Source organism: Dendrosporobacter quercicolus (genome assembly GCF_900104455.1).
GTDB lineage: Bacteria > Bacillota > Negativicutes > DSM-1736 > Dendrosporobacteraceae > Dendrosporobacter > Dendrosporobacter quercicolus.
This window is the reverse complement of sequence record NZ_FNHB01000001.1, coordinates 1012970-1031116: the sequence shown is the minus strand read 5'-3', so window position 1 is coordinate 1031116 and position 18147 is coordinate 1012970. Positions and strand designations below refer to the sequence as shown.

The 18147-nt window shown below is 56.8% G+C and carries 1 protein-coding gene; it reads left to right on the top strand.

The annotated features are described in order from the left end of the window. Window positions 1-25 precede the first annotated feature (25 nt). Window positions 26-18145 carry an SDR family NAD(P)-dependent oxidoreductase gene (locus BLR06_RS04795; RefSeq protein ID WP_173812596.1) on the top strand — a complete coding sequence of 6040 codons (18120 nt, stop codon included), beginning with the start codon at window positions 26-28 and terminating at the stop codon, window positions 18143-18145. The last annotated feature ends 2 nt before the right edge of the window (window positions 18146-18147 follow it).

The following is an 18147-nucleotide window of genomic DNA, read 5'->3' as shown; positions in this document are numbered from 1 at the left end:
GGAGGCGAAATTTGGGAGGGATACAATGAAGGCCATTCTGGAATATATTATTGGCGAAGCAAAAAATAAGCGCCTGTCAAAAAGCGAGGCAGTGGCCTTAATCCGCCAGCTGCAAACGCAAAATGATCCGGCCGCCGTGACGGTCCCGGCGGTTGAACGTTCAGACTGCAATGAAGTACGGAAGATTGAGGTTGAAAACTTCCGGTCAGGCAAACCGAGCGGCATTTCATTGCGGTATTGTCAGGATGGCCAAGCTCCGTCAAGTCAGCAGGCAAGAGGGGCCCGTCAATCCATCACGTTAGCTTCGACCGCCGTTCTGCTTCCCCCAACCGGAAATAGCAGCGGCTCTGAACAGGCGGCCGGCAGAAAAAACCTGGCGGAAACCCTGCAGGAAGAACTGGCGGCAAGCGTAGCAGAAATTTTGTACATGAAGCGGAGCGATGTCGAAGCGGATAAAAATTTTACGGATATGGGGCTGGATTCCGTCATCGGCGTGGAATGGATTAAGGTCATCAACGACCGGTACGGAACCTCAATTACGGCGGCAAAACTCTATGATTATCCAAGCCTTAGCGAGTTCGCCGGCTTCCTAGCCGGCCAATTGCCCGACCAGGGAGCAGCCCCTGCCGCCGCCGGAACATTGGCCGCGCTTCCTTCCGCCGGAAAGCAAAAGCCTCTTCCGTTGCCTTTGGCCACAGGGCAGGCCCAGCGCCCGGGCGAGCCGCAGCCGGTCAATGCAGTCCTGCATCCGGCGCATTTTATATCAGGCAAGGAAGCTATCGCTATTGTCGGTATGTCGGGCCGGTATCCCGGGGCGGCTAATCTGGAACAATATTGGGCCAATCTGGTCCGGGCGAAAAACTCGGTGCGGGAAATTCCTGACGATCGCTGGGCTGTGGACCAATACTATGAGCCAAGCCCGGCCGGTACGGGAAAAATGGTTTGCAAATGGATGGGCATGCTGGAGGATATCGAATGCTTTGATCCATTGTTTTTTCATATTTCCCCAGCGGAAGCCGCAGCGATCGACCCGCAGCACCGCATTTTCCTGCAGGAAGGCTATAAAGCCTTTGAGGACGCAGGTCTGACCCGCCCGGCGCTGAGCAACAAAAAATGCGGTGTCTATCTTGGGATTATGAGCAATGAGTATGGCCTGCTGCTCTATAATCACCCGCTGGCCCGGCTGAATACAACCGGCAACAGTTTTGCGATTGCGGCGGCCCGCATTCCGTATTTTCTGAATCTGAAGGGATCGGCAATTCCCATCGATACAGCCTGCTCTTCCTCTTTGGTGGCCACCCATTTCGCCTGCCAGGCCTTATTGAACAGAGAGCTTGATCTGGCGCTGGTTGGCGGTGTCAGTCTATACCTGCTGCCGGAGTCTTATCTCGCGATGTGCGCGGCCGGGATGCTGTCGCCGGACGGCCGGTGCAAAGCCTTTGACAATAGCGCCAATGGCTTTGTGCCCGGAGAAGGTGTGGGAGCGCTGGTATTAAAGCGATTGCAGGACGCCGAGGACGACCGGGATGTAATTCATGGCCTGATCATTGGCTCAGGAATCAATCAGAACGGTAAAACAAACGGGATTACTGCTCCCAGCAGGAACAGCCAGATTGAATTGGCGCGGGAAATATATAATAAATATCAAATAGATCCGGCCGGCATTAGTTATATTGAAATGCATGGAACAGGGACGAAGCTGGGGGATCTCATCGAATTAGAGGCTTTATCCACGGTGTTTAAAGAGAAGACGGCGCAACAGAATTTTTGCGCCATAGGTTCGGTCAAAACCAATATCGGCCATACCGCAGCAGCTTCCGGTATCGCCGGCATTCAAAAAATATTGTTGTCCATGCGGTATAAAAAACTGGCGCCGACATTGCATTTTACAAACCCTAATGAGCATTTTAATTTTGCTGATTCTCCATTTTTCGTCAATACCGCTTTGCTGCCCTGGGATACTGCCCCGAATGCGCCCCGGCGCGCCGGGGTCAGTTCCTTTGGCTTTAGCGGAACAAATGCCCATATTGTCCTGGAAGAATATATTCCAAAAGCCGCCGTCAGAGCACCGGCGGCAGTCAATGCCGGTGATCCGGCCGTATTTGTATTGTCGGCCAAAAGCCAGGAGCAATTGAAAGTTTATGCACAAAGCATGAAGGATTGCCTGGAAGCCAATCCGGATCTTGCACTGGCGGATGTTGCCTATACTTTACAGGTAAGCCGCGAAGCAATGGACTACCGGCTCGCTGTTTTGGCGGCGGGCAGAGAGAGCTTGCTCCAGGCGATCGCCGGGTTTGTTGAGCAAAATTCGCCGGCGGAGGTTCTGACGGCTCATGGAAGCAGCAGGGAGGTCAGTGCAGCGGAGGAAGCCACCGTAGCCGCCTTGCTGCGAAAAAAGGAGCTTAAAAAAGCCGCGGAATTATGGGTGAAAGGGCTGAACGTAGACTGGAGCCTGCTGTATGGCGATGACAAACCCCGGCGCTGCAGCCTGCCGACCTATCCCTTTGCCAAGGAACGCTACTGGCTGAACGGCAGCAGCAGTGCCTTTTCAAGCCGGGAAGGACTCCCGCCGCCAACCCTGGAGGAGCAGGGGCAAATTGAACCTGAGCGATACGCCTATGATGAGCCATATCTCAAAGACCATACCGTCTTTGGCGAGCAGGTGCTGATCGGCGTGACTCACGGCAGTCTGGCAATCAACGCCTTTTTTAAGCTCTTTCCATGGGAAAACAGCGTCCGACTGCACCGGCTGAGCTTTGTAAAAGCCATTGAACTGAAACCGGGCCGGCAGATTGAGGTTCTGGTTGAGCCGGTACAAACCGGAAGTACGATTGATTTCGAGGTCAGGTATCGTGAGACGGCGGCAACAGCCTGGGAGCTTACCGCTACCGGGCAATTGCAAAAAGCCGCTTGCGAAAGCCAATCCATCGATATAGAAACGGTGAAAGCCGCTTTAGAAGAATTTCAGCACCCGGAGCAGATTTATTCGGCCAATCCCGCCGTTGCCCTGGGCGACAGCTTCAAGACAATCACCCGGCTTTATACAGGAAAGGAGCAGGTGCTGGCAAGGATTGCTTTGCAGGAAGCCTCTCTGCAGGAAATTCATGATTATGCTTTGCATCCGCTAATTACTAACAGTGCCTTTCAGGCCGTGGTCCCCTTAATCGGAGCTATTGGCGGCGGTTTTCTGCCTTTTGGCGTGAAGGATATTTATTTTCGGAAAAGCGGCCGCCTGGAACAATGCTGGCTGTTGGTGAAGCTGGTAAAAAACTCAGGGGAAATGATCGTGTTTGATGCGGATGTGGTGAATGATCAGTCCCAGGTTGTGGCTCAATTTTCAGGGTGCTCGCTGAAACGGCTTCGCTCCGGCGATGAAATTCCGGCCGCAGAGCCCCTGTCTGAGTTTGCCGGGTTCCATCAACCCGCGCCCAATACAGCCGGGCTGTCCTTTAAAATTCAAAAATACCTGACGAAGAAGTTAAGTAAGGTTGTACCTGATCCGGCAAAACTTGTAAACCTAGAGGTTAACCTGATGGACCTGGGCCTGGAATCCTATCAGTTGGTGGCGGTGGCCGGCGAAATCGAACAAGACTTAAACATTGAATTATATCCCACCCTGTTTTTCGAATACCCCAGCCTGAAAGACCTTACCGCTTTTTTTTCCCGGGAGCATCAGCATTCATTCGCTCAACTCAGCGGGAGCGAGGCAAAACAACCCCTGGTTTCCACTCCCGCCGAAATATTCCCGACCCAAACTGCGCCGGAACCCTTACCGCCCGGCCGGGTCCGGCCGCCGGCATTATCGGCCGCCACTGCATCCGCCGGGTTGATAAGAGATGATATCGCGGTGATCGGGATGAACGGTTTGTTCCCGGGCGCATCAAACCTGGGACAATTCTGGCAAAATTTGCGTGACAAGAAAGACGTGATAAGGGAAATTCCTCCGGATCATTGGGATTACCGTCCCTGGTATGACCGCAGCCCGGAGGCTAAAGATAAAACCTATTGCAAATGGGGCGGTTTTATTAATGATGTGGCTAAATTTGACGCCGGATTTTTTAATATTTCGCCCCGGGAAGCGGAATGGATGGACCCGCAGCTGCGGCTGCTGCTGCAAATCATTTACGCCACTGCGGAGGACGCAGGCCGCATCAATCAGTTACGGGGCACCGATACCGGCGTATTTGTCGGCGTTTGCTCGCATGATTACGCGGATAAGATGGCCGAGCTGAACCTTCCTGTGGACCCCTATATGGGTACCGGCAACGCCCAAACGGTCATTGCCAACCGTATTTCCTTCTTATTTGACTTAACAGGTCCCAGCATAGCGGTGGATACCGCCTGCTCCTCCTCCTTGTTCGCCCTGCATTATGCCTGCCATGCTTTGCGCAATAGAGAATGCGGCATGGCTTTTGTCGCAGGAGCCAATTTGCTTCTGTCATCCTGGCATTATCGCTATTTTGCCAGTCTTGGCGCTTTATCGCCCACCGGACGCTGCCATACCTTTGACGCCGCCGCGGACGGCTATGTACCGGGAGAATGCATTGCCGGCATCCTGTTGAAGCCCTTGCGGCAGGCGCAAACAGACGGAGATCATATTTATGCGGTGGTAAAAGGCTCGGCAGCACTGCATGGCGGTTATACCCCTTCTTTCACCGCCCCGAGCGTTGACGGTGAGGAAAATGTCATTGTGAAAGCCTGGCAGGATGCCGGTATCAACCCGGAAACCATCAGTTATATCGAAGCCCACGGCACAGGAACCAAGCTGGGCGACCCTATTGAAATCAACAGTATGAAAAAAGCCTTTCAACGGTTTACGCAAAGGCAGCAGTTTTGCGCGATCGGCTCAGTTAAAGCCAATATTGGCCATACGGAAGGAGCGGCGGGAATTGCCGGCATTTTGAAAGTCATTCTGCAGATGAAGCACCGTCAAATTCCAACTTTGCCGCGGTTTCATACGCTTAATTCCTATATTCAGCTGGATCAGTCGGCGCTCTATCTGAACCGGGAAACCGAGGAATGGAAAAAACCGGCGGACGGGCCAAGGCGGGCGGGGATCAGCTCTTTTGGGATGGCCGGTACGTATGCCCATATTGTGCTCGAAGAATACGCCGATCCGCAGCCGCCGCCCATTGCGATAACTCCGCAAAACCCGGCAATCATCGTACTGTCGGCCAGGAGCAGAGACCGGCTTAAAGCGCAGGCGCGGCAATTGCTGTCCGCACTTCAAGCACAGCAATACAGCGATAGAGATTTGGCCGATATGGCCTACACCCTCCAGCTGGGCCGGGAAGCGATGGAAGAACGCCTGGGCCTGCTGGCCGGTTCTAGCGCGGAGCTTTCCGAAAAGCTGAACCGTTATCTGGAAGATCAGGAGGATATGGAAGACGTCTATCAAGGGCAGGTAAAAAACCACCATGAGACATTGGCCGTGTTTGCCGCGGATGAAGATATGCCGAAACTCATTGATACCTGGCTTAGCAAAGGGAAGTATGCGAAGCTGTTGGCGCTTTGGGTCAAGGGCCTCAGTTTTGACTGGAGCAAGCTGTACGGCGAGCCGAAACCGCGCCGCATCAGCCTGCCAACCTATCCTTTTGGCGGGGAACGGTACTGGCTGGACGAAACAGGCGGCCAAGCCGCCGGCGGGCCAGCGGCAACGCCGGCAGCTTACCTCCATCCTTTATTGCACCAAAACACCTCCGACCTTACCGCGCAGCGGTTCAGTTCCACCTTTACCGGCAATGAGTTTTTCCTGACCGATCATGTCGTAAAAGGCCGGCGGGTTCTGCCCGGGGTGGCCTATCTGGAAATGGCCCGGGCGGCAGTGGAACAGGCCGCCGGCGTCCGGGCGGCAAGCGGCGCCGGGATCCGGCTCAAAAACGTGGTCTGGACCCGGCCCGTTGTTGTGGATGAACAGCCTGTGCCGGTGGAGATCCGGCTTTATCCGGAAGACAGCGGGGAAATTTCCTACGAAATATATAGTGACTGCGCAGCGGCCGGGCCCGTCGTGCACAGTCAGGGCATGGCGGCGCTGGACGCATCCGCCGCAGCGCAAACATTAGATCTGCCCGCCCTGCGGGCCGAGTGCAGCCTCGCTTCGTTTTCCCCGGCCCGGTGCTATGAGGCTTTTCAGGCGATGGCGATCGACTATGGCCCGTCGCACCAGGGACTTGCCGCGGTGTGGGTGGGGCAGGGGCAGGTATTGGCGAAACTCTCCCTGCCGTCCGTCAGTTTCCGGCCGCAGGAAGCGTTCGTTTTGCATCCCGGCATGCTGGATTCCGCCCTGCAGGCGGCCATCGGCCTGCTTCTGGTTTCCGGGAACAGACCGGACTCGCCGCTCCTGCCCTTTGCACTGGAGGAACTGGAACTGTCTGGCCCCTGCCAGCCGGTCATGTGGGCTTTGCTCCGTTTCAATGACGGCAGAGGAGAGCAGGTACGCAAATTCGATATTGACCTGGGCGATGAGCAAGGCCGGATTCTGGTCAGGCTGAGAGGACTTTCCTCCAGAGTGCTGGAAGGCGATATCCCCGCCGGCAAGGCGCCGCAGGCAGTTCCGTTCCAAACTTCCCCGGGAGAAATTACGGACGGAAACGTGCTGCTGACTCCCGTGTGGAATCCGGTTCCTCTGGAGAAAGGTCAGGTCTTGCCGGCGCCTGCCGACAAGCTGGTCATTGCCGGAGGAACGAAAGACCTGAACGAGCTCCTTCGGCAATGCTATCCGCAAGCGCACCTCCTTGAGCTCCGACCCGGGGACAGCAGCGCAGAAATAGCCCAAAAACTGGCGGCGCATGGTTTCGTCGATCACCTGATGTGGATTGCTCCCGGGAATCCTTTGGGGTCTTTAGCGGATGACGCAGTAATTGAAGAACAGGAGCAAGGCGTGCTCCGGATTTTCAGAACGATGAAAGCCCTGCTTAGTTTAGGCTATAGCGGCAGGGATTTAGCCTGGACATTGGTCACCATCCAGGCGCAGCCTGTGTATCCGGGCGAACCCGTCAACCCAACCCATGCCGGCCTGCACGGGTTCATCGGTTCGGTGGCCAAGGAGTATCCCAACTGGAAGATCCGGCTCATCGACCTGGAAGCCGGGGGCGACTGGCCGCTTGAGGATATTTTCACTTTACCGGCCGATCCGCAGGGAAACGCCTGGCTCTACCGGAGCCGCGAGTGGCATCGGCAGCAGCTGATCCCGCTCAGCCGTCCCGCAATCGACCGGACCCTTTACCAGACGGGCGGCGTGTATGTGGTGATCGGCGGAGCCGGCGGCATTGGCGAAGCCTGGAGCGAATATATGATCCGGGCTTATCAGGCCCAAATCATTTGGATCGGCCGGCGGGGCAAGGACCAAACCATTCAGGCCAAGCTGGACAGGCTGTCCGGTCTGGGCCCGGCGCCGCACTACATCGCCGCGGACGCCAGCGACCGTCAGGCCCTGGAGCAAGCCGTCGAAGCAATCAAAGAGCGCTATGCAAAGATCAACGGAGTCGTTCATGCCGCCATCGTACTGGCGGATAAAAGCCTGGCGAAGATGGAAGAGGAAAACTTCAGAGCCGCTCTTGCAGCCAAGGTGGCTGTGAGCGTGCGTATCGCTCAAGCCTGCAAAGCTGAACCCCTGGACTTTGTCCTGTTTTTCAGCTCAATCGCCGTGTTTGCCAAATCCGCCGGACAGAGCAACTATGCCGCCGGCTGCACGTTCAAGGATGCTTTTGCCAGCCAGCTTTCCCGGGAATGGCCTTGCGCCGTAAAAGTAATGAACTGGGGGTATTGGGGCAGCACCGGCATTGTCGCCGCCCAGCCTTATCAGGAAAGGATGGAGCAGCTGGGCTTAGGTTCCATTGAACCCGCGGAAGCGATGGCGGCTCTGGAGGCGCTGCTGGCCGGGCCGCTGAATCAAATGGCGCTGCTCAAGGCAATCAAACCGGTGACCGTACTGGAAGGAATCAATGCCCGGGAACGGATCATCGTCTATCCGGACACTGCCGCCCCGCCCGTTTCCGGCATCAAGAGCCGGATTCCGGGGACGGGGACGGAGGTCCGGCGGATTCAGTCCCGGGTAGATTCTGAGAGCAAGGAGTTTGACCGCTTTCTCTGCCGGCTGTTATGGGGTCAATTGCAGTCTATGGGATTATTTACCGAACCGAATACGGCGCCGGACGACCTGAAAGCCCGGGCCGGGCTGCGCAGCTTATATCACCGGTGGCTGGATGAAAGCATAGCGGTGTTGAGCCGGAACGGTTACCTGAGCCGGGACGGTGAGCGGTGCTCCGTAATGGATACCGCACCGGTCGATATGGATGCGGTTTGGCAAGAGTGGGAACTGAAAAAAGACGCCTGGCTGGAAAACCCCGGCACGAAAGCCCGGGTGATTTTGGCGGAGGCAGCGCTGCGGGCCTTGCCGGAAATTCTTACAGGCAGAGTGCCTGCCACGGAGATCCTGTTTCCGGCCTCCTCCCTGCAATTGGTCGAGGGGATCTACAAAGGCAACCTGGTGGCGGACTATTTTAACGAAGTACTGGCCGATACCCTGACGGCCTATCTGCAAGAACGGCTGGAACAGGATTCAGCCGCTCAAATCAAAATTTTAGAAATCGGAGCAGGCACAGGGGGAACCAGCGCCATGGTTTTCCAAAAACTACAGCCTTACCGGGAGCATATCCGGGAATATTGCTATACGGATATTTCCCAGGCTTTTTTATTGCATGCCCAACAGGAATATGGTCCGGAAAACCCCTATCTGACTTATCGGATTTTTAACGTGGCAGCGCCCTTTAACGGGCAAAACATCAGCCCGGGCGGGTACGATGTTGTCATTGCAGCCAATGTGCTGCACGCCACCCGCAATATCCGGCAAACCTTGCGCAATGCCAAGACGGCCTTAAAGAAAAACGGGCTGCTGCTGTTAAATGAAATCAGCGGCAAGGCTTTGTTTGCCCACCTGACCTTCGGTTTGCTGGAAGGCTGGTGGTTATACGAGGACACGGCTCTGCGCCTGCCCGGCTGCCCCGGCCTGGCTGCCGAAACCTGGCGGACGGTGCTGGGAAGCGAAGGTTTCGGAACGCTCTTATTTCCGGCGTCCGGGGCGCATGAACTGGGTCAGCAGATCATCGCCGCCGTCAGTGACGGCGTTGTCCGGCAGCAACGGCAGCCGGCGGATAAAGTGTCGGTGCGGCCGGCTGCCAAGACGCCGGCGGCGGAGCAAACTTCAAAAACCGGACTTCCATTGGCGGCAAAAGGCGTAACACAGGAATGGCTGCGGGCTGAAAGCACAGCCTATATTCAAAAGCTGGCGGCCGAAACGCTAAAAATTCCGGTTGATAAAATTGATTCCGCCGAGCCCCTGGAAAAATACGGTATTGATTCAATTTTGGTTGTTCAATTAACCAATCAGCTAAGCAAGGTAATGGCTGATATTCACAGTACCCTGTTTTTTGAATATCAGACCATTGACGCCCTGGTGGAACATTTCCTAAAAACCAGGCCGGATTCCTTGCTGGCGCTGACCGGGTTAAACGAATTAAAAGGCCAATCCCTTGCTGAGCGGGAATTTGCCGGCGATCATGAAGCTGTTGCTCAGCCGCTGCCGGCGCGCAGCAGACGGCCGCCGGGAAAACCGGGACGGTTTCTCCGGCCTGAACGGCCGGAAAGCGATGCGTCCGCACTGCGGCCTGACAGGGATCAGGACATTGCGGTCATCGGCCTTGCCGGACGTTATCCCGGGGCCGGAACCATTCCGGAATTCTGGCGTAATCTCAGGGCCGGCAAAGATTGTATCGTTGAAATTCCCCGGGATCGCTGGGACCATCGGTTATACTTTGATCAGGATAAGGGTAAGCCGGGAAAAACTTACTGCCGCTGGGGCGGCTTCATCGAAGGCATGGATCAGTTTGATCCCCTGTTTTTCAATATCTCGCCGCGGGAAGCGGAACTGATGGATCCCATGGATCGCCTTTTCCTGGAAACTGTCTGGCAGCTGCTGGAAAATGCGGGCTATACGCGGGACACCTTGGCCCGCCAATATCAATCCAGGGTCGGGGTTTATGCCGGTGCGATGTTCCAGCAGTATCACGCGTTTGCCGCCGATGCGGCTCACGAGGCGGCAATCGCCGTGTCCTCCTACAGTTCCATTGTCAACCGGGTTTCCCATTATTTTAATTTCCAGGGTCCCAGCGTGGCTGTGGACACTATGTGCTCTTCTTCCGGGCAGGCCGTCCATATGGCCTGCCAAAGCTTGCTGCGGGGTGATTGTCGGCTGGCAATCGCCGGCGGCGTCAATCTGTCGATCCATCCCAGGAAATACCTGGGGCTGAGTCAGGCACAATTGCTTGGCAGTCATGAGGGCAGCAGAAGCTTTGGGGCTGGAGACGGTTATCTTCCGGCGGAAAGTGTAGGCGCCGTATTATTAAAGCCGCTGGACAAGGCCATCGAGGACCGGGATTCCATCCTGGCGGTAATCAAATCGACTGCGGCCAATCACGGGGGCCATACGAGCGGATTCGCCGTTCCCAGCCTGCATGGACAGGCGCAATTAATTGCCGAGCATTTTAAACATGCCGGGGTCCATCCCCGGAGCATCAGCTATGTGGAAGCAGCCGCCAACGGATCCGCTCTCGGCGACGCCATTGAGGTGGCCGGCCTGAACAAAGCCTTTCGGCAATTTACCGCCGATCAGCAGTTTTGCGCCATCGGTTCGGTGAAATCAAACATCGGCCACCCGGAAGCCGCCTCGGGCATTGCCCAGTTGACGAAGGTGATTTTACAGCTGCAGCATCAACAGCTGGTTCCGTCCATTAAAACCGAGCCGCAAAACCCCGATATCCAGTTTGCCGGCACCCCGTTTTACCTGCAGCGGGAACTGCAGGAGTGGAAGCGGCCGGTGGCAAGGATTGAGGGCCGGGAACATGAGTTCCCGAGGCGGGCGACTGTCAGTTCGTACGGGGCGGGAGGCTCGAATGCCCATTTGATTGTGGAAGAATATATCCCTTTGCGGCAGGAGCCTGCTCCTGCCGCCCATTCGCCGCAAATTGTCATTTTTTCGGCTAAGAACAGCGGGCGTTTGCAGGCCATGATTGAGCAAATGCTGGCATTTGTTGAGCAGCAAAACGCGTTTTCCCTGCCCGACCTGGCCTATACGCTCCAGATCGGACGGGAAGAAATGAACGCCCGGGCGGCCATGGTGGTAAAAACCCGGGCCGAACTGCTCCAAGGCCTGCGGGAATGCCAAACCTTGATGAAAGACGGAAGCCAGGCGGCAACAGCCATCCCCGTATTTACCGGACAGGCGGCAGACGACGCGGATGTTAACAAGCTTCTGTCCGGGCAAGCGGGGGAAACGGTCATACAAACGCTGCTGGCGGAAAACAAGCTGGAAAAAATTGCGCTCTATTGGGCGCAAGGCTGCAAAATCCCCTGGGAGTCGCTGCATGCCGGGACGGCCGTGCGCCGGATTGCTCTGCCCGCTTATCCCTTTGCCAGGAACCGCTACTGGGTGCCTGCACCGGCGCATGAGGCGACCGCAGCCGGCGCCATTCAGCCTCTGTTGCACCAAAACACCTCCGACCTCTTCGAGCAGCGTTTCAGTTCGACCTTTACGGGCCGGGAGTTTTTCTTGCGCGATCACCGCGTTCAGGGACGGCTGGTGCTGCCGGGCGTGGCTTGCCTGGAGATGGCCCGGGCGGCAGTGGCGCAGGCCGCGGGAGTCTTGCAAACAAGCCCGCCCCGGCTGCGGCTTAAACATATCGTTTGGGTCCATCCCCTGGTGGTAGACCAGCAGGCAGCGCAGGTACACATCGGACTTTTTCCCGAAGAAACCGGTGAAATTGCCTTTGAAATTTATAGTCAAACCGATGCGGGCGAAGCGGGGCGGATGGTTCATTGCCAGGGTACGGCGGCGCTCGGCGGTGTGGAAGAAGCGCCGGCTGTAAACCTGAAAGCTTTACAGGCTGAATGCAGTCAGACCGGTTTGAATTCCGGCCAATGCTATCAGGCTTATCGGGCGGTAGGGCTGGATCTTGGTCCAGGCTTTCAAGGCGTGGAAGCGATCTATGCCGGCGCGGGTCAGGCGCTGGGCAAATTGTCTTTGCCGGCCGCTGTCGCCGATACCCTGGAGCAGTTTGTCCTTCATCCCAGCATGCTGGATTCATCCCTGCATGTCAGCCTCGGTCTGATGGCAGGCGCTGTTCAGGCGCTGGAGACGGGCGGCGTCGCTCTTGCCCAATTATCTATCCCGTTTACGCTGCAGGAGCTGGAAGTGCTTGGCAAGTGCACGGCGGCCATGTGGTCCCTGGTCCGCTACAGTGCAGGCGGCAAGGCCGGAGACAGTGTACTGAAACTGGATGTTGACCTGTGCGACGAGCAGGGCCGGGTTTGCGTGCGGATGAAGGGATTTTCGCCGCGGGTTCTGGAGGGTTCGGCAGGTTCCGGGGCAGCTTTGTCCCGGAACCCGGATGCCGGAGAAGCCCGGGTCATAGTGGGCGCAGGCGGAGATTCCGCTGCTTTGCCGCCCAAGGAGGCTCCGGTATGGACTTCAACGAGAACGGTTGCCGGCGGTTTAGCCGATCAGGTAGAGGCCGCTTTGGTGCAAACGGTAGCGGCGTTACTTAAGATCAGGCTTGAGGATCTGAATACCGCGACAAAACTGAATGAATACGGCTTTAACTCAATTGCCTTTATCGAGTTAGCCAAACAGCTTAACCGGCAATATCAGCTGTCACTGATGCCTACCATATTTTTCGAACATCCAACCATTGCCGGTCTGGCAAAACATCTGGCGGCGGAGCACCAGGCCGCCCTTGCGGCCCGGTTTGCGGCGCCAGCCGGGGCAGTCGGGCAGGCTGCGGCGGAAGAAGCGGCCAACAGCCCGCCCGGTACAGGGCGGCGCTCCCGGTTTGCGAAAGCCGCGGCCCCGGCCGGACCGGAACCGGTCCGCCCCGAACCTGTCGCCATTGTGGGCATTAGCGGTAAATTCCCGCTGGCCGGGGATTTGGATCAGTTTTGGGAAAACCTGGTATCAGGCAAACATTGTATCAGCGAAATTCCCCGGGAGCGCTGGGACTGGCGGGAATATTACGGCGATCCTGCAACAGAAGCAAATAAAACCAATAGCAAATGGGGCGGTTTTATTGACGGAATCGACGAGTTTGACCCTTTGTTTTTCGGAATTTCACCCCGGGAAGCCGAGTTCATGGACCCCCAGCAGCGTCTGATGATGACCTATATCTGGAAAGCCATCGAAGATGCCGGCTATTCGGCGCAAAGTCTTTCGGGCACCAAAACGGCAATCTTTGCCGGTACCGCCGCTAGCGGCTACGGCGGATTGCTGGCCAAAGCAAATGCAGCGATTGAAGGCTATACTGCCACCGGCGCGGTGCCTTCGGTCGGGCCGAACCGGATGAGCTATTTTCTCAATATCCACGGCCCCAGCGAACCGATTGAAACCGCCTGCTCCAGTTCACTGGTCGCGCTCCACCGGGCGGTGAGCGCCATCGCCGGCGGGAGCTGCGAGATGGCCATAGCCGGTGGCGTCAACACCATCGTTACACCGGAGTATTACATCAGTTTCAGCAAAGCCGGCATGCTTTCGCCGGACGGCAAGTGCAGACCCTTTTCGGACCAAGCCAATGGGTATGTGCGGGGCGAAGGCGTTGGCATGCTGTTCCTAAAGAAGCTGGCCACCGCCCAGCGGGACGGGGACCATATTTACGCTGTCATCCGGGGGAGCGCCGAGAACCATGGCGGCCGCGCCAATTCTCTGACGGCGCCCAATCCCAAGGCCCAGGCGGAACTGCTGTGCGAAGCCTATCAAAAAGCCGGCATTGATCCGCGGTCCGTCGGTTATATCGAAGCCCACGGAACAGGCACCGAGCTTGGCGATCCCATTGAGGTCAACGGTTTAAAGTCCGCTTTCCGGGAACTGTACCGGGCCGCGGGCGACCCGCAGGTTGCGGACGGCCAGTGCGGCCTGGGTTCGGTAAAGGGCAATATCGGCCATCTGGAACTGGCCGCAGGGGTTGCGGGCGTATTGAAAGTATTATTGCAGCTCAAACACAAAACCCTGGTCAAAAGCCTGCACGCGGATACGGTCAATCCCTACATTCGACTCCAGGACAGTCCCTTTTACATCGTTCAGGAAACCAAGGAATGGGAAGCGCTGCAGGATGCGCAGGGCAACGATCTGCCCCGCCGGGCAGGGGTAAGCTCGTTTGGCTTTGGCGGCGTCAACGCGCATGTCGTCATCGAAGAATATATTGCCCCGCAGCAGGAGCCGGCAATGATGGCCGGCGCTCCTCAGCAGCCGGCGATGATTGTGCTGTCAGCCAAGACCAAAGAACGGCTGCAGGAGCAGGCGCGGCAACTGCTGACCGCAATCCAGGCGCGGCAATACGCTGGTATTAACCTGGCCGATATGGCTTACACGCTGCAAGTAGGGCGCGAGGCCATGGAAGAACGCCTGGGCTTTCTTGTTGACTCGGTTCAAGAGCTGGCCGAAAAGCTAGACAGCTTTGCCACAGGGCCGGCGGGCGGCGGCAGCCGGTACAGCGGCCAGGTCAAGCGCAATCAGGACACCTTAAATGTTTTGGCCGCCGATGAGGATATGGCCGCGATCATTGATATTTGGATCAGCAAAGGAAAATATGCAAAATTACTGGACCTTTGGGTTAAAGGTTTAAATTTTGACTGGAACAAGCTATATGGCGGCAACAAGCCTCGCCGCATTAGTTTGCCTACCTATCCTTTTGCCAGGGAGCGCTATTGGGTTCCTGCGGCCGGCAGCCAGTCCGGCAGCAGCGCCGCGGCAGACCCGGCAGGCTCTCTTCAGTTTTTGCCGCCGGAGCAGGCCGGCGAGGTCCAGGCTGTAGAATGGGCGGCGCAACAGGCTGTCGGTCCGGTGCAGCGGGCAGAGAGCTTCCTCCGGAAACACTGGGAAATCTGCTCAGCCGTTCCAACCAGACAATTGCAGCGGACAATTGCCATATTCACCACACCGGAAACAAAAGAACTGGCGGACCGGCTTGCTCAGTACCTGCCGCAGAGCCGGCTCTGCGCTATTGATGATCCGGCATTCCTGTTCCGGCAGTCGGAACAGGAATGGCTAAGCTATGACGGTTGTATCGACTTGACCGGCTGCGGCCAGGAACAACATGCCGCCCTTGACTGGCTGGCGTGGCTGCAGCAATTGATTGAACACGGACATAAGGACGGCTTGGTGCTGCTCGGCGTAACCAAAGGTCTGGAGACGTACCGGAATACGGCGGTCAACCTGTCCGGAGCTACCCGCGCCGGGTTGTACCGGATGCTGCAAAGCGAGTATCGCCACCTGCGGTCAAGACATATGGATGTGGAACGGGCAATGGATGATGACACCCTGGCGCGGCAGATTGCCGCCGAGTTTCACCTGGACAGCAGGGACGCTGAGGTTTGCTACCGGGAGGGACGGCGTTACCGGGCTGTTCTGGCCCCAGTGCAAGTGTTTGACGGCGGCCGGGAGGTTTTGGATTTTCCGGAAGGCCATGTGCTGTGGATTACAGGCGGGACGCGCGGCCTGGGGTACTTATGCGCCGAGCATTTTGTAAGGCGGCATGGCGTTAAGCGCTTAGTCCTTACCGGGCGGGAGCGTATGCCGCCGCGGGAACAATGGGCCTCTTACCGGGAGAACACCCCGCTGGCCCGCAAAATCAAAGCCGTTCAGGCTTTGGAAGCGCACGGCGCACAAGTTGAGGTGCTGTCCGTCCCATTGACAGACCCTGCCGCCGTCCGGCTGAGTCTGCAGGAAATAAAGGCCCGTTGGGGACCCATTGGCGGCCTCCTGCACTGCGCGGGCCTGAGCGACCGGGAAAATCCCGCCTTTATCCGCAAATCCGCCGCCGGGATCGAGCAGGTATTAGCGCCGAAAACAGCGGGACTGGCCAGCCTGTATCAAACCTTTCTAGAGGAGCCTTTGCAGTTTTTTGTGTTGTTTTCCTCGGTATCCGCAATCATTCCCGCTTTAGCCGCCGGGCAAAGCGATTATGCCATGGCCAACGCCTATATGGATTATTTTGCCGAAGCCAACAGTCATTCCAGTCCGATCGTCAGTATCGAGTGGCCCAATTGGCAGGAAACCGGGATGGGCGAAGTAAAAAGCAAAGCCTACCGGCAAACAGGGCTGCTTAGCCATACAAATGCCGAAGGGCTGCAGTTCCTGGACCGGATTTTATCCGGGCAGGCGGGCCCTGTTATTCTGCCGGCGGTGGTTGATCCGGCTTTATGGCGGCCTGCCGGGCTTATGCAAAGCACAATCAGTAAGGACGCAGCGGCTCCTAGGCCAATGGAGCGGCCTGACGCCCGGCCGCCGCAGAATGCAGACGACCTGCTACAGGCAGTGCAAGCCTGGCTGGTTTCCCTGTTTTCCCGGGAATTGAAGCTGGAGCGGGGGAAATGGGAGGCGGACGTACCGTTTCAAGAATATGGCATGGATTCGATTTTACTGGCCCAGGTCATTACCAGGATGGACCGGGAGTTAAGAACCATCTCGCTGGAACCGTCGGTTCTTCTCGAATATCCGACCCTGGGGAGCCTGGCCGCTTATTTGACGCAAACCTATCCTGAAGCAATGGCGGCCTTATTTGCCATTGAGGAAGTTACGGAAAAGGGCGCGGAGCCGTCCACAGGCGGCCAGCCGGCCAGCCCCGCCAACCACAGCAGTCCCGACGGACATAAAGACCGGATTGCCGTGGTTGGTATAGCCTGCCATTTTCCTGACGCGGGGAATATCCAGGAATATTGGGATAACCTGCGGTCAGGGAAAGACAGTATGCGCGAAGTGCCCACATCGCGGTGGGATTGGGAGAAATATTACGACGCCCGTCCCTTTGAGGCCGGAAAGAGTATCAGTAAATGGGGGGCTTTTATTGACGGCATAGAAAACTTTGATCCCGACTATTTTAAGATACCGGCGTCGCTGGCGCCGCAGATCGATCCCTTGCAGCGGCAATGGCTGGAGGTAAGTGCGGAAGCCCTGGCCGATGCCGGTTACGGCAAAAAAGATTTATGGGGAAAGCGGGTCGGCGTCTTTGCCGGTGCAAGGTCAGCCAACTTTATCGCTAAACTCAAGAAAAAGGACAAAGGCTGGGTTACCGGCGTAGGACAAAATTTCATTGCCGTTCATTTAGCGCATGTGTATAACTTCACAGGCCCCAATATGGTCGTAGACGCAGCCTGCGCCAGTGCGTTAACCGCCATTCATTTAGCCGTTAAAAGCCTTCAGAACGGCGAAGCGGAAATTGCCTTAGCCGGAGGGGTTGATATTTTATTGGACGAGCAGGTCTTTGTCGGCTTGAGCGCCGCGGGAATTTTATCCCCCGACGGGCGCTGCAAGACCTTTGACGCCGGGGCTGACGGAATTGGCTTAGGGGAAGGCTGCGGGGTACTGGTGTTAAAACCCCTGCACAAAGCCATTCAAGACGATAATAAAATTTACGGCGTGATCGACGGGTCGGCCTTAAACAGCGACGGGAATACGATGGGGGTCACGACGCCTAATCCGGAGGCGCAGCAGGCGCTTATTAAAACCGTTGTAACGGCTGCCGGCGTCAGTCCGGAAACGATCAGCTATGTGGAAACCCACGGCACCGGCACCTTGATTGGCGATCCCATCGAATTAAGAGCACTGACCCGGGTTTTTGCGGAACACACCGCCAAAAAACAATTTTGCGGGGTGGGCAGCGTAAAAAGCAACATCGGGCATTTGCTCAGCGCGGCCGGGGCGGCCGGCATGATCAAAGTCCTGCTGGCCATAACCCGGCAGGAACTGCCGCCGACCTTGCACTGCGCCACGCCCAACCCGCGCTTCAATTTTGCGGAATCACCCTTTTACCCCGTGCAAAACGCAAAGAAATGGACCAGTGAAAATGGTATTCTGCGCGCCGGCGTCAGCGCCTTTGGACTGGGCGGAAATAATGCCCATTTGATTGTCAGCAATGAGGGGATACCGGCTACCCATAAGGCCACACTGAAATCAAGGGGCAACAAGATCAGCTTTCAGCGTCAGCGCTGCTGGCCTGAGGAAGCAGCAGCCTTCAACAATGATCCGGCCCAGGAAACGTTTATTCTTCCGGAGCAGGACGAAGTCCATGAATTCAACGAATTTTTTAACATAGAGGAGGTATAACA

Bases quoted from the DNA above. Each gene is read 5' to 3' on its own strand.
- BLR06_RS04795 (WP_173812596.1), top strand. From the start codon at position 26: ATGAAGGCCATTCTGGAATATATTATTGGCGAAGCAAAAAATAAGCGC.